This window comes from Paenibacillus sp. WLX2291 (assembly GCF_046603665.1).
In the GTDB taxonomy this organism is placed as follows: Bacteria; Bacillota; Bacilli; order Paenibacillales; family Paenibacillaceae; genus Saccharibacillus.
The window spans coordinates 60,791-74,957 of the sequence record NZ_CP176755.1 but is presented as its reverse complement, the minus strand read 5'-3'; the positions used below and the strand labels follow the sequence as shown (position 1 = coordinate 74,957).

The following is a 14,167-nucleotide window of genomic DNA, read 5'->3' as shown; positions in this document are numbered from 1 at the left end:
CTCGTTGTTCAGTTTTCAAAGATCAAGCTCTTTCGTGTACTGCATTGTCTCTCGCAGCAACTCTTATATCTTACCACCTCGCTAGCTTACTGTCAACAACTTTTTTTGAAGTTGTTTTCAGTCCGTTTGATGGGAGCTGAATGACATAGAAGCTCATATTCAGGTGATAACCCGCAACGACAAGTGTACTTGACCGCGCTAGATTTATAGAATACCACATACTTTAGAAGTAAACAAGCTTTTTTATAAATTTTATTTATCGGGTGAAAGGTAAATTTAATCGGTACTGATTTTATTGTTTTAGATTGTAGTGTCGTCTATTCAATATGAAGAAATCATTGCTGTAATTGTTTTTATCTTTTCAAAGTTAATTTGGAGTCATACATAGTATATGAGCTTTATATGGAACAGTTATGGTTTGCTTTGGGAAGATTACTTAGTTTTACTTGTAATTTGATCGCAAATGGGTATAGCTATACACCATCGATGGGGTAGGGTTGAGATGACTGCTTGATGATAGCACTCGATGGTAGGGATTTATGATAGAGAAGCAGTAGTATAGAAGAAGTGAAGTACAAAAGAGCCATTATCTGATGAATTACAACGAGGAATGTTTGTAAAACAAACGAAACGGCTACTCCTCCAAAGAACTTTGGGGAGTAGCCGTTTTTGAATGTACTTTTTTGTTGTCTACTTGATGAGACTGTGACCATTGGAAACGTACATGTTTTTGTTGTCTACTTCATAGAGCTATGACTACTTAAAGTTCAGGAAGCTATGACAACTTGAAGCTTACTTGTTGAGCGCCTAGTCGAGTCGACGGTGGTTATGACGATGGGTCATGTCCTTTTTCCGTTAGGGCGTTTTGTGGATCATATACTGTCATGATCATAGGTGACTCTATGAGTAGCATCACGTTTAATCTGTGAGTGGTATAGAGCTCGATTTATGAGTGACATAGAGCTTAATTTGTGAGTGACATAGAGCTCAATTCATAATATCCATAACTCTTGGCATACATGCTAAGTGATATGGCATTTATGGTAAGCGTCATGGCCTCTATGCTGTGTTAAGCCTCAATTGAGATGCTTATTCTCCGGACTGGTTGCGCATGTGTGGGAACAGCAGAACGTCGCGGATCGATGCAGCATTCGTAAGCAGCATGATCAAGCGGTCGACACCGATGCCGAGTCCGCCGGTTGGTGGCATACCGTATTCCAATGCACGCAGGAAGTCTTCGTCCATCTCATGAGCTTCATCGTTGCCTTGTTCTTTTTCTTGCAGCTGCGCCTCAAAGCGCTGACGCTGGTCGATTGGATCGTTCAGCTCGGTAAATGCGTTGGCGTGTTCACGCGCAACGATAAACAGTTCAAAGCGATCCGTGAAGCGTGGATCTTCTTCGTTCTTCTTCGCCAGTGGGGAAATTTCTACCGGATGTCCGGTAATAAATGTCGGCTGGATCAGTGTTTCTTCTACGAAGTCTTCAAAGAAAGCATTCAAAATATGACCGAATGTCATATGTGGCTCGACTTTTACACCATGTTCTTTGGCAAGTGCTTGTGCTTCTTCATTGCTCATATGCACGCCGAAGTCTACGCCTTTGACTTCTTTGACGGCATCGACCATGGATACACGGCGCCATTGTGGAGTCAGGTCGACTTCTTGACCTTGATAGTTGATGACGGTGCTGCCCAGTACTTCCTGAGCAATATGAGCAACGAGATTTTCGGTCAGGCTCATGATGTCTTTGTAATCGGCATATGCTTCATACAACTCGATCATAGTAAATTCTGGATTGTGACGGGTGGAGATTCCCTCGTTACGGTATACGCGTCCGATCTCGTATACTTTCTCCAAACCGCCGACGATCAGGCGTTTCAGATGCAGCTCAATCGCGATGCGCATGTATAACTGCATATCCAGCGCATTATGATGGGTGATAAACGGCTTGGCTGCCGCGCCACCAGCGATGCTGTGCAACGTTGGCGTTTCCACTTCCAGATAGCCGAGCGAATCCAGGTAACGGCGCATCGACTGAATAATACGGGAACGCGTGATAAAGGTATGCTGCACTTCCGGGTTCACGATCAGGTCGACATAGCGCTGACGGTAACGCAGCTCTACGTCTTTGATGCCGTGGTATTTGTCCGGCAATGGCAGCAGGGATTTGGTCAGTACTTCCAGTTCTTTGACTTTAATGGACATCTCGCCGGTTTTGGTTTTAAAGACTGTTCCTTTGACACCGACGATATCGCCTAGATCCAGAATGCTGAATGCTTCGTATTGTGCTTCGGCTACGGTATCTTTGCGTACGTAGATTTGGATGCGTCCGCTTAGATCCTGAATATGTGCAAAGCTGGCTTTACCCATGCCGCGTTTGGTCATGATGCGACCTGCCAGACTTACGGTTACTGCTTTTTCTTCCAGCTCTTCTTTGGTCAGTGTATCGTAGGTATGCACCACTTCGGCTGCATTGGTTGTGCGAACGTACTTTTTACCGAATGGGTCGATACCCAGTCCGCGTAGTTCATCCAGCTTCGCCCGGCGCAACTGTAGCATTTCGTTCAATTCGCTTTCGCTCATAACGGTCTCTTCGTTCTGACCGGGATTCAATGTTTCATCAGACATCGCTGAAATTCAACTCCTTCAATAAATAGCTTTTGCAATTTGATTATCAACCGCTTGTACAATCCAAAACGATCCTTATCGTTGTCGGCGATATACGCACATAGGTATAGTTTACTTGATTTGACCTGAAACTGAAATCCGTAAAACGGGATATTTTCATGAATTTCAGTCAGATTTCAAGAAAAAAGCTCCCCTGGGGGAAGCTTTTTACGAATGGATCATGGTGTGTGCACCATTATTATTTTTTGATTTCCAAAATTTTGTACTGGATGACGCCGGCAGGTACGTTCACGTCTACGACGATTCCCTGCTTTTTGCCAAGGATTGCTTTACCAACCGGGCTTTCGTTGGAGATTTTGTTCTGAGAAGGATCGGATTCGGCACTACCTACAATGGTATATTCCATCGTATCGCCAAACTCCAGATCTTGTACGATAACGGTTGCACCAATGCTCACCGCATCTGTATCAATCTCATCACTGTTAATAATCCGTGCGTTACGCAGCATTTTCTCCAGTGTAATGATACGTCCTTCGATGAATGCCTGTTCGTTCTTGGCATCTTCATATTCGGAGTTCTCACTGATATCGCCGTATCCGATGGCGATCTTGATCCGTTCCGCTACCTCACGGCGTTTGACCGATTTGAGGTTTTCGAGTTCGTCTTCCAGCTTCTTTAGACCGTCCTGTGTCAAAATGACTTCTTTATCGCTCATCTTAACCAATTCTCCTGTCGTGTGAATAATTTTCAACCACTCGCTATATCAAATCCAACCATTAACTCAGGCAAATTTATACTGCAAAAGTATATTGGAATGAAAATGAAATGTCAACAAAAAGGCAGACCCCGCCGGAAGAACCCAAAAACCGACAAAAAACTGCCTTCTGTAAAGCAAATAAACGGTATGATTCGATGTCTATTGTTGTGCATGTACTTATTTGAATTGGCAAGTATGATGACAGTTGAACTTGATAGTAGAAAATGTGTAGTTATACGCAGCGTAAGCTCTGAATGCCTCCTGTTCTCTTGATCTGATGGACTCCATATGGATTCATTCACATGATACATGAAAAAGCAGACTTCGTCGTATAACAAAGTCCGCTTTGGGTGATACATATATAATCGTTGCTACTACTCAGACTGAAGCTGGGGTTGCGCATTGTACCTGTACAAACGGAACGGCTTCGTAGTCAGCAGCAGAGCCTGCCAGACTGGGCTGATTCTCAAGGAAGTTGTGCAGGATGCGTACCATCTCATCGCGCTTTGTTTCTTCCATGATGGAATCTTTGATTTTGGCAGAGCCTTTCAGCCCTTTTAAATACCAGGACAGATGCTTGCGCATCTCTCTCATCGCTACCTGTTCACCTTTGAGATTGATGAGACGATCCATATGCAGGATGGCAATACGAACCTTCTCATCCGCTGTTGGGTCGGGTAGCAGTTCACCGGTTTTGAGATATTCAACGGTACGATACAGCATCCATGGGTTGCCGAGTGCACCGCGACCGATCATCACGCCGTCGCAGCCGGTTGTATCCAACATGCGCTTGGCGTCTTCGGGTGTCATGACATCGCCGTTACCAATGACGGGAATGGACACAGCTTCTTTTGCCTGCTTGATGTAGGACCAGTCTGCCTGACCGGTGTATAGCTGCTGGCGGGTACGAGCGTGCAAACTGATCGCTTTGCCACCTGCGGCTTCAACGGCTTTGGCGTTGTCGATTACGTAAATATGATCGTGATCCCAGCCGATGCGCATTTTGACAGTGACGGGCTTGCTGACGTTGGCGACGACAGCGGCCACCATTTCGTTGATCTTGTTCGGATCAAGTAGCCAGCGTGCACCAGCGTCGATTTTGTTGATTTTGGGTGCTGGGCAGCCCATGTTGATGTCGATAATGTCGGCATTGCTATCCTGATCGACGACTTTGGCGGCTTCGACGAGGGAATGACGGTCACCACCGAAAATTTGCAAGCTCATCGGCTTCTCGCGCTCGTCGACGAATAGCATGTCGTGGGTACGTTTGTTGCCGTGTAGGATGGCTTTGTCGCTGACCATCTCGGCACATACGAGACCGGTGCCGAACTCTTTGGCGATCAGACGAAACGCCGGGTTGCAGACGCCTGCCATCGGGGCAAGGACGACGCGATTTTTTAATTGAATATCACCGATTGTTAGCATCGGATGAGTCACTCCTTTTACTGGCAGCGCTAAACGGGACGACACGGTGTATAGACTAAGCGACGGAAGCGACGCTTGTGGTAGATCTAAACAAGTATTCGCTGCTATTTTCTACATTATATATTACAAATTTGAACTAAAGGGCAGCGTTATAGGCGTGCACGTAGCGGATATCCTGCTGCTGCTCTTGAATAAGGTGCAGCGCAGAGGCAATATCTTCTGCTAGTTGCGGTGTCTGCTCTGACTGTACAATCTCTTGCAACGGCACCAGTACAAAAGCTCGCTCATACATACGTGGATGCGGCAATTGCAATCGTTCCGTATTCAGCGATACGTTTTTCATCCATAGCAAATCCAGATCAACGGTACGTGGACCCCAGCGGATATCGCGTACACGACCGAGTATGTTCTCGATGTCCAGCATGATATCCAGCAGTTGTTCCGGCTGTAGAGTAGTGCGGACGGCGATCACCATATTGTAAAAAGCAGGCTGATCCACATAGCCAACTGGCGCAGTTTCGTAAATACCGGAACAGCGCAGCACGTCGATATGATCATGCTGATGCAATCGTTGAATCGCTTCATGCAATGTCTGCTCACGTTCGCCAAGATTGGCGCCTAAAGCAATATAAGCCTCTGAGTGATCAGAGGAAGATGATGGGTTACTCACTTGCATACGCTCACTTTCGTGTACGCCGCAGCTGTACGGTCACGCCCTGAAAATGAATATCAAACGGCGGGTGCGGCTTGGTCACTCCAACGGTCAGTGCATGTACACCAGTATAAGCATCCAGCAAAGTGGATGCAATACATTCTGCGAGTGCTTCGATCAGTTGGAATGATTGTTGTTCGACAACGTCTTTGACCTTTTCATGAATCTCGGCGTAATTGATCGTTGTGTTCAGATCATCGGTTTGACCGGCGCGGGACAGATCAAGCTCTAGTTCGAGATCGACATAGAAGCGTTGACCGAGCTTGCGTTCTTCTTCAAATACGCCGTGGTAGCCGTAGTATTCCATTCGGGTCAGTATCATTTTGTCCATAACGCTCAGCTCCTTGAAGATAGTAGGGAGAAATCAGGATTGCAGCATGGCATCACACATCATTGCCATTTTCTTGTTGGCGCGTACATCGTGCACGCGAATAACCTGGCAGCCCTGCGCAATGCCAAAAGCAGTTGTGGCTGTTGTGCCTTCAACTACATCGTTCGCAGGTGCGTCCAGCACGGAACGGATAAATCGTTTACGAGATGTGCCTAACAACAGAGGATACTTCAGCACATGCAGCTCATCCAAACGGCGCATCAGCTCCAAATTATGTTGTGCATGTTTGGCAAAACCGATGCCGGGATCAAGAATGATATGGTTAGCGTCAATACCTGCTTGCAGCGCCAGATCAATCCGCTGCTGCAAATCACGATAAACGTCAGCTGCTACATCGGTATAATCCATATCGTACCGATTATGCATAAGAATATACGGGCAACCCGCTTCTGCGACAACGGCAAACATCTGCTCATCCGCCAGGCCGCCCCAGACGTCATTGACGATATGGGCGCCGGCTTGCAGTGACTGACGCGCGACTTCAGCTTTGTACGTATCGATTGATAAGGTGAGCTGCGGTAATTCACGATGCAGTGCGGCAATAACAGGCAGTACGCGATCCAGCTCCTCTTGAGCCGATACCGGATCGTGACCGGGACGAGTTGATTCGCCGCCGATGTCGATTATATCTGCTCCTTCTTCTGCCATCTGCATAGCATGACGCAGGGCAGTGTCGACTAATGTATAACTGCCACCATCGGAAAAGGAATCCGGTGTAATATTCAAAATGCCCATAATCTTGGTCGTCTGATCCAGTGTAAGACTGGCAGCGCCAAAATCGTATTGGCGGGTATATCGTACAGGCTGCTTCACGGTTGGCAAGCCTCCTTTTCATAAGCTTCATATAAAGCTGTCGTCCACCGTCCCGGTTGTCCGCCGGATACAGGGATCTCATGATCATCGTCTAGCAGCACGTTGATTGGCACCAGCTCTTGAATAGAATTGGTCATAAAAATCTCGTCGGCGCGCTGCAATTGCTGCCAGTTATACAGCCCCTTTTCCACTGGCAATTCCAGTTTCTCTGCCAGCTTCATAATATAGCTGCGCGTAATGCCGGGCAAAATGCCAGTATCGACCGAAGGGGTGTACAGACAATCATCCTGTACGAAAAACAAATTGCTGACGATGCCTTCTGCCAGATGTCCCTCTGCGGTTAGCATCAAGCCTTCGACGGAGGTAGAGGGTTGGTCGTTGTACAGCGATAGTTCACGTTTGCCGAGAATGCTGTTCATGTAATGCAGCGATTTGAACCGAATATCGCCTTCGGGTGTGTTGCGAACGGTGTGCAAGCGACGCAATGCTTTGCTTTTGCCGGATAATCGTTCTTGTGTATTGCCCTGTAGAGCTGGCGGCAGTGGCTTGGCGTAGATGACGATAGTCGGCTGTGTATAAGGACCGGATGGCAAACCGAGAATGTCCTCGCCTGCGGAGACAGTGTAGCGGATATACGCTTCTGCTAGCTGATTTGCCTGCATCAACTCAGCAATCTGCTGGCACACCTGGTCAGCTGTCTCATTCCACTGAATGCCTAACGACTGACAACCTGCTTGCAGACGCCGCATATGCTTGTCCAATAAAAAAGGACGTCCGCGATACGTACGGAACGTCTCAAACAGCCCCATTCCATACAAGAAGCCGTGATCCATGACGGAAACCACGGCTTGCTCTGTCGGTGTAATCACACCATTTATACTGACGTTATTCATACGCTGGCAGGCTTGTCCACTTTGCGGCTGAGGAAGTTGCGCAGAATGGTATGACCATGATCGGTTACGATGGATTCTGGATGGAATTGTACGCCCTCCACCTGATATTCCTTATGACGCAGACCCATGATCTCGCCTTCCGCTGTCTCGGCGGTAATCTCCAGACAATCTGGCAGACTTTCGCGCTCAACGATCAGGGAGTGGTAACGAGTAGCGGTGAACGGGGACGGCAGATTCTCGAAAACAGAATGGGATTCATGCAAAATAGGAGACGTCTTGCCATGCATCAGACGCTCTGCACGGATCACATTACCGCCAAATGCCTGACCAATTGCCTGATGACCGAGACAGACGCCAAAGATGGGAATCTCGCCTTTGAACGTTTGGATGACATCAATCGTGACGCCCGCTTCATTCGGTGTACACGGTCCCGGCGACAGCAGTATATGATCCGGTGCCAGTGCACGAATGCCTTCCATGTCGATCTCATCGTTACGGCGAACGACAACCTCTTCGCCTAGCTCGCCCAGATATTGCACCAGATTGTACGTAAAGGAATCATAGTTATCAATTACAAGTATCATGATATATCCTCCTCTTGTTGCTTGGCTTGATCATACTGTTCACTCAGCATGACCGCTCGTGCCAGCGCTCTTGATTTATTAAAGCATTCACGGTATTCGCGATAAGGCTCCGAATCAATGACGATTCCGGCTCCTGCTTGCATATACGTCATTCGATCTTGGACGGTTAATGTTCGGATAATAATATTTAATTCCATATTGCCGTTATAGTCAATCCAGCCCATGGAGCCAGTATACGCGCCACGACGGGTATGTTCCAATTCTTCGATAATCTCCATCGTGCGAATCTTGGGCGCGCCGGTAATCGTACCACCCGGAAATGTAGCGGCGATCACGTCATACACATCTTTGTTGTCCGCCAGCTCTGCTTGTACACCGGAGACGAGATGCATCACATGAGAATAGCGCTCAATCGTCATCAGCTCTGGTACACGTACGGTGCCGTAGCGAGCAATGCGTCCCAGATCGTTACGCTGCAAATCGACTAGCATAATATGCTCGGCGCGTTCCTTTTCGGTATGCAGTAGCTCCTGCTCCATGTCGTGGTCTTCCTGCTCTGTTGTGCCACGGCGGCGTGTTCCGGCGATAGGACGAGCAGACACAGAACCGTCGATCACAGACACGAGTAGCTCGGGTGAAGCTGATACGAGCTGGAAACCCGGCAGTCGAAGCAAGCCCATATATGGCGACGGATTGGTCAGACGCAGCCATTCGTAGATCCTTTCCGGTGTGCTCTTGATCTGGCGCTGGCTGCGTAGTGATAGATTCACCTGAAATACATCGCCCTGACGGATATAATGCTGCACGGCACGAACTGCCTGCTCAAACTCCGCTTGTTGAAAATCAGTCGTAAATCCGTACGCATCCGTGCGCGAATCAGCTGTTGCTGGTGGATGCTGCTCCAGAAAGAATTGACGAGACGCCGCTGATTGAATATGTGCCGCTTGCTCCAGCCATTGTTGCCACTGCGCTGCCATTTGCTCTGCGGCTGATGCTGCCTCTGTATACGCATGTTCCAAATGGATTGACGTGTAGCTGGCATCATTGCTGTTATGTGCAGCATGAGTTTGATCCTGCTGCCCTTCTGAATCTGTAGTATCCGTTGAGCTGGAATGTGTGGAACCGGAGATGTTCATGCCAACCGCTGAAGTAGATTCAGCACGCGCATCTTCTTTTTGTAACAATGGAGTATGCACACAGCAATACAATAACCGCTCCTGATGATCGACGACCCATACTTGATCAAAGCGAAGCCATACATATTCCGGCAATTCCAATTCATTGGATAACCGATTGGGCAAACGTTCCAGTGAGCGCGCTACATCGTAGCTGAGAAATCCGGCAATGCCACCAGTAAACGGCGGCACGTCCTTCACCCGTGGTGCGTGATAACGAGACATCCATTGTCGCAGAACATCTAGTGGTTTGCCTGCATATTCACTGCCTTCGTCAGTCAATTGATCTGGCGCTGGCGTATAGGCTGCATCGTTATCTGGTTCTACAAGTGCTGTAGATATACTGCGTTGTCGTTCTTCCTGGTCGCCCTGTTGCAATATCACCGATTGCCCTTTCGTCAGATCGCCGCTCAGATATTCTACTGGCTGTACACCAATATAGCTGTAACGTCCGCTTTTGCCATTTTCCAGCAAGACGGAATGAGGAAACTGCTCACTCCATAGCACTTCCCAGCTCTCTGGCAGCAGCTGCTCCGACAATGGAACACGCAAAATATAGGGCAGCTGGTTGTAGCCTTCTTCGCTCCATGCCTGCCATTGCTGTAACGATATACATCCTCTGGTCAAACGTAGTTCCTCCAAGCTGATCATCTGTAGTTAGTCGTTAGTATACTAAAGCGTGGCGGACTTGAGAAGGGCAAGACGGGTAAAGAACGGATGAAGTCATAGGAAGATATAAAAAGTCCTCCATTCCGCGTCAAGTGATACCGGAGATGGAGGACTTTTGTAAACTGTCGTTCAGAGAAGATACTACCTTCCTACTGATCCGCAGTATAGGATGCAATATAAAATTACGATTCGAAGTTGTACAGCGGTGTACTCAGGTAGCGTTCGCCGTTACTTGGGATAATTACGACGATGCGTTTGCCTTTGCCGAGTTCTTTGGCTACTTTCAGTGCGGCATGTACAGCTGCACCGGAAGAAATACCAGACAGTACGCCTTCTTCTTTGGCTACACGGCGTGCCGTTTCGAATGCTTCTTCGTTCTCTACGTGGATAATCTCATCGTAGATGTCACGGTTGAGAATTTCTGGAACGAAGTTGGCACCGATCCCTTGAATTTTGTGAGGACCGGGTTGTCCGCCTGCCAGAATCGGCGATGCCGCTGGCTCGACTGCATAGATTTTCACTTCAGGGAAACGCTCTTTGAGGATTTCGCCTGCGCCTGTGATCGTACCGCCTGTACCGATACCAGCGATAAAGGCATCCAGCGAACCGCCGATGGAGTCGATCGCTTCCACGATCTCTGGACCGGTTGTTTCGCGGTGAATTTTCACATTGGCTTTGTTTTTAAATTGTTCTGCGATAAAGTAGTCCGGGTTTTCTTTGAGGATACTTTCCGCTTTTTTGACCGCACCGTTCATACCTTCCGATCCCGGAGTCAGCACCAGTTCAGCACCGTAGGCACGCAGCAGGTTACGACGCTCCAAGCTCATCGTTTCCGGCATCACGATCACGCATTTGTAGCCTTTGGCTGCTGCGACCATAGCCAGACCGATACCCGTGTTACCGCTGGTTGCTTCAACGATCGTACCGCCCGGTTTCAGCAGTCCTTGTTTTTCCGCTTCTTCCACAATGCTGATCGCAATGCGGTCTTTGACACTGGAACCCGGGTTCTGGTATTCCAGCTTCAGATAGATTTCTGCGCTATCTTCCGGAACTAAACGGTTCAAACGAACGAGTGGAGTTCCTCCAATCAATTCTGTCACGTTATTTACGACTTTTGCCATGCGTGTTGCCCTCCTTCAAATAATGGAACGTAGCAATGGGTGTTACACCCTGTATGTGTGAACTACGCTAATCCGAGTAAAATGGTAGGTATTAATATGACTTAATAGTACCAATATGGAACATCGTTGTCAATGTTCTGTTCCTTATTCCTGCGGATTCGCGGATAAAATATACGCATTGTACTTTTTCCGTAGCTGCTGCTCGACTTCAGTCAGCGGACGAGCGCGTTCCAGCGCGATTTTGCGGCGAGCGGTGTCGCGGCTAATTTCTAGCTTGGACGTTTGCGGCAACCGAATATCCAGCATCTGCACAACGGCGTATCCGCTATCATCTAGCTTGATTGGACCAACGATATCGCCTTTGTTCATCGTTTTGACAACCTTCATCATCTCAGCTGGTTGAAATGGATCATCATCGTCGATCCAGCCCAATTCGCCACCGTTGGAAGCTGAAAACGAATCGATGGATAGCTGCTTGGCAACATCGCCAAATTCCTCACCGTTCTCAATCCGCTGCACCGCTTCATTCGCCTGATCTTCGCTATCCGTTTTGATCCATGCCAGTTCGTACTGTCGCTGCTGACTATTCTGCTGTTCATGCTGCTGCAAATAGCTATCGATCTGCGCGTCGGTCACGTTGATGCTGGCTGTAGCGATCTTTTCCAATTGAATCTGATACGTCGCCTCGTTCTGCAAATCCTGCTGACTTAATCCGAACTGACTGCTCATTTCCTTGTAAAAGGCAGCTGGTGAATCATAGCCGCTAATCTGCTCCTGCAAGCTATCGTCGATCTCTTGCTGACTGACCTCAATATGCAGCGTCTGTGCTTCCAGCTGAACTGCCTTGCGATTCATCATCTGGGTCAGAATCTCCTGACCGTAGCGTTTCTTCAGCTCCGCAACCCACTGATCCTCGCTGATCTCCTGATTGTTCACGACTGCTACTGCTGCGCCGTCACCGCCAGAATGCTGAACTGCTCGGATGACCCAAAAGGCTCCGAGCAGCATAATAATGACTATGACCAAGACCATGACGGCTGTCCATAACGGTGATCTGCCCTTCGTCATATGTCTTGTCTTCCTTTAGCTTTTGGCTTCAGTCAGAATGTGTTCCAGATCCTGACGGTTAAACTGGTACTTCTCGTTACAGAAATGGCAAACGACTTCCGCCTGACCGTCTTCCTCGATCAGTTGCGTCAATTCGTACTCGCCCAGACTGACCAAGGTTTGCTCAACGCGTTCACGCGAGCATGCGCAGTTGAACACGATATCCATCTGATCCATAATTTCCACGTCCGGCAAAATCTTGCGCAGCATATCTTCCAGTTCCAGCCCTTGCTCCAGCAGTGTCGTTACTGGCGGCAATGTAGATAGCGCCTTCTCAATGGCATCAATCTCGGCATCGTTCAGACCCGGCAGCAATTGAATAATGAATCCACCCGCTACGATTACGGAGTTATCCGTATTGACTAGCACGCCTACACCGACCGCAGATGGCGTCTGCTCGGATGTAGCAAAATAGTACGTAAAGTCTTCACCCAGCTCGCCGGAGATAATCGGCACACTGCCACGATATGGCTCCTTGAGACCGAGATCTTTGATCACATAGACAAAGCCTTCGGTACCTACTGCACCAGCAACATCCAGTTTGCCCATCGCATTGCTTGGCAGATGCACATGTGGATTGTCCACATACCCGCGAACCTCGCCTTTGGCATTAGCATCCGCTACGATCTGTCCGAGCGGTCCGTTTCCTTTGACCTGAAGCGTTAATTTCTCTTCGCCCTTGAGCATAGCGCCCATCATCGCAGCAGTGCTCAGTGTGCGACCAAGTGCCGCTGTGGCAGTTGGCCAAGTGTCATGTCTGCGGCGCAGTTCCTCTACTAGCTCAGTCGAACGAATGGCAAATGCACGAATTTTGCCACCCAAAGCGATACCGCGGATCAGGCGATCCGACTTGTGTTGTTGTTCCATCTATATAAAACTCCTCTCAATTATGCGTCGCTTGATCCTGTTGTTCATTAAGGATGTGGTAGTGATTGTATTGCACATTACCCTATTATTGTAACGTCATTACAAGGCGGCTGCAAAAAAAGCCGCACAGGTTCAGCACTTTATATTCTAAAGTGACGCTGCGTACACGTCAAAAGTTTTGTGCTGCCTGTCGGCTTGGAAATGTATGCAATTATAAAATAGATGATCCATCATTGCGGGCAACTGCTTTACCAGAGATGCGATTACGCTCATAGATCAAACGCAGTCCTTCCAGCGTCAGCAGTGGATTCACCTCGTCAATGCTGTCTGTTTCGCTCGCAATCAGCTCCGCTTGACCACCGGTAGCGACAACACGCGCGCGTTCACCCAGCTCCTCGTGAATACGTTTGACGATGCCATCGACTTGACCAGCGTATCCGAAAATAATACCCGACTGCATCGCATGAATCGTATTGCGTCCGATCACCTTGCGCGGCTTCTCTAGCTCAATATTCGGCAGCTTGGAAGCACGCTGATACAGCGCCTCGGTCGAAATGCCGATTCCCGGCACAATCGCCCCACCCAAATAATTCCCCTGACTATCAATGCAATCAAACGTCGTCGCCGTGCCAAAATCGACTACGATCACTGGACTGCCATAAATCGCAATCGCTGCTACCGCATTGGCGATCCGATCAGCCCCTACCTCACGCGGATTCTCATACCGCAGATTCAAGCCGGTACGAATACCCGGCCCGACAATTACCGGCGTATGATGCAAATACTTCGCACACATCTCTTCCAGCGTATGCATGATCGGCGGCACGACCGATGAAATGATAATGCCTTCTAGCGCCTGCGTCGCAATACCAGACATCTGAAATAACTGATGAACCGTTACACCGTATTCGTCCGGGGTCGCCTGGCGATTGGTATGGATACGAAAATGATGCAGCAATGTTTTTTCTTTATAAATGCCGAATACGATATTCGTATTCCCAATATCAATCACCAGTATCAATGAG

At 48.5% G+C, this 14,167-nt stretch carries 13 protein-coding genes; all 13 read right to left on the bottom strand.

Features of this window, described 5'->3' with window-relative positions:
- Positions 1 to 1,089: 1,089 nt before the first annotated feature.
- The 13 genes from lysS to ACDE64_RS00265 all read right to left on the bottom strand — a co-directional run bounded on the left by lysS (position 1,090) and on the right by ACDE64_RS00265 (position 14,163).
- Complete coding sequence (lysS, locus tag ACDE64_RS00325; RefSeq protein WP_411344598.1) at positions 1,090 to 2,628, bottom strand: lysine--tRNA ligase; 1,539 nt, start codon at positions 2,626 to 2,628, stop codon at positions 1,090 to 1,092.
- A gap of 238 nt (positions 2,629 to 2,866) precedes the next feature.
- A complete protein-coding gene (gene greA, locus ACDE64_RS00320) occupies positions 2,867 to 3,343 on the bottom strand; it encodes a transcription elongation factor GreA (protein ID WP_411344597.1) in 477 nt (158 codons plus the stop codon).
- A 420-nt stretch (positions 3,344 to 3,763) separates the two neighbouring features.
- On the bottom strand, positions 3,764 to 4,810 hold the full coding sequence (gene dusB, locus ACDE64_RS00315) for a tRNA dihydrouridine synthase DusB (RefSeq protein ID WP_411348627.1): 1,047 nt from the start codon (positions 4,808 to 4,810) through the stop codon (positions 3,764 to 3,766).
- Positions 4,811 to 4,946: 136 nt separating this feature from the next.
- On the bottom strand, positions 4,947 to 5,480 hold the full coding sequence (gene folK / locus ACDE64_RS00310) for a 2-amino-4-hydroxy-6-hydroxymethyldihydropteridine diphosphokinase (RefSeq protein WP_411344595.1): 534 nt from the start codon (positions 5,478 to 5,480) through the stop codon (positions 4,947 to 4,949).
- A 10-nt stretch (positions 5,481 to 5,490) separates the two neighbouring features.
- Positions 5,491 to 5,853 carry a dihydroneopterin aldolase gene (gene folB / locus ACDE64_RS00305; RefSeq protein WP_411348626.1) on the bottom strand — a complete coding sequence of 121 codons (363 nt, stop codon included), beginning with the start codon at positions 5,851 to 5,853 and terminating at the stop codon, positions 5,491 to 5,493.
- A 33-nt stretch (positions 5,854 to 5,886) separates the two neighbouring features.
- A complete protein-coding gene (gene folP / locus ACDE64_RS00300; protein ID WP_411348625.1) occupies positions 5,887 to 6,726 on the bottom strand; it encodes a dihydropteroate synthase in 840 nt (279 codons plus the stop codon).
- Entirely contained in the window at positions 6,723 to 7,619 is an 897-nt protein-coding gene (gene pabC, locus ACDE64_RS00295) for an aminodeoxychorismate lyase (protein WP_411348624.1), read from the bottom strand. The genes folP and pabC overlap by 4 nt, the downstream gene beginning before the upstream one ends.
- Complete coding sequence (gene pabA / locus ACDE64_RS00290; RefSeq protein WP_367064466.1) at positions 7,616 to 8,203, bottom strand: aminodeoxychorismate/anthranilate synthase component II; 588 nt, start codon at positions 8,201 to 8,203, stop codon at positions 7,616 to 7,618. Before pabA ends, pabC begins: the two co-directional genes overlap by 4 nt.
- Complete coding sequence (locus ACDE64_RS00285) at positions 8,200 to 10,005, bottom strand: anthranilate synthase component I family protein (protein ID WP_411348623.1); 1,806 nt, start codon at positions 10,003 to 10,005, stop codon at positions 8,200 to 8,202. The genes pabA and ACDE64_RS00285 overlap by 4 nt, the downstream gene beginning before the upstream one ends.
- A 224-nt stretch (positions 10,006 to 10,229) precedes the next feature.
- Positions 10,230 to 11,168, bottom strand: coding sequence for a cysteine synthase A (cysK, locus tag ACDE64_RS00280; protein WP_411344590.1), 939 nt, complete (start codon positions 11,166 to 11,168; stop codon positions 10,230 to 10,232).
- Between the two features lie 144 nt (positions 11,169 to 11,312).
- On the bottom strand, positions 11,313 to 12,236 hold the full coding sequence (locus ACDE64_RS00275; protein WP_411348622.1) for a peptidylprolyl isomerase: 924 nt from the start codon (positions 12,234 to 12,236) through the stop codon (positions 11,313 to 11,315).
- Between the two features lie 15 nt (positions 12,237 to 12,251).
- On the bottom strand, positions 12,252 to 13,142 hold the full coding sequence (gene hslO / locus ACDE64_RS00270; protein ID WP_411344588.1) for an Hsp33 family molecular chaperone HslO: 891 nt from the start codon (positions 13,140 to 13,142) through the stop codon (positions 12,252 to 12,254).
- A 211-nt stretch (positions 13,143 to 13,353) separates the two neighbouring features.
- On the bottom strand, positions 13,354 to 14,163 hold the full coding sequence (locus ACDE64_RS00265; protein WP_411344587.1) for a type III pantothenate kinase: 810 nt from the start codon (positions 14,161 to 14,163) through the stop codon (positions 13,354 to 13,356).
- Positions 14,164 to 14,167: the final 4 nt, after the last annotated feature.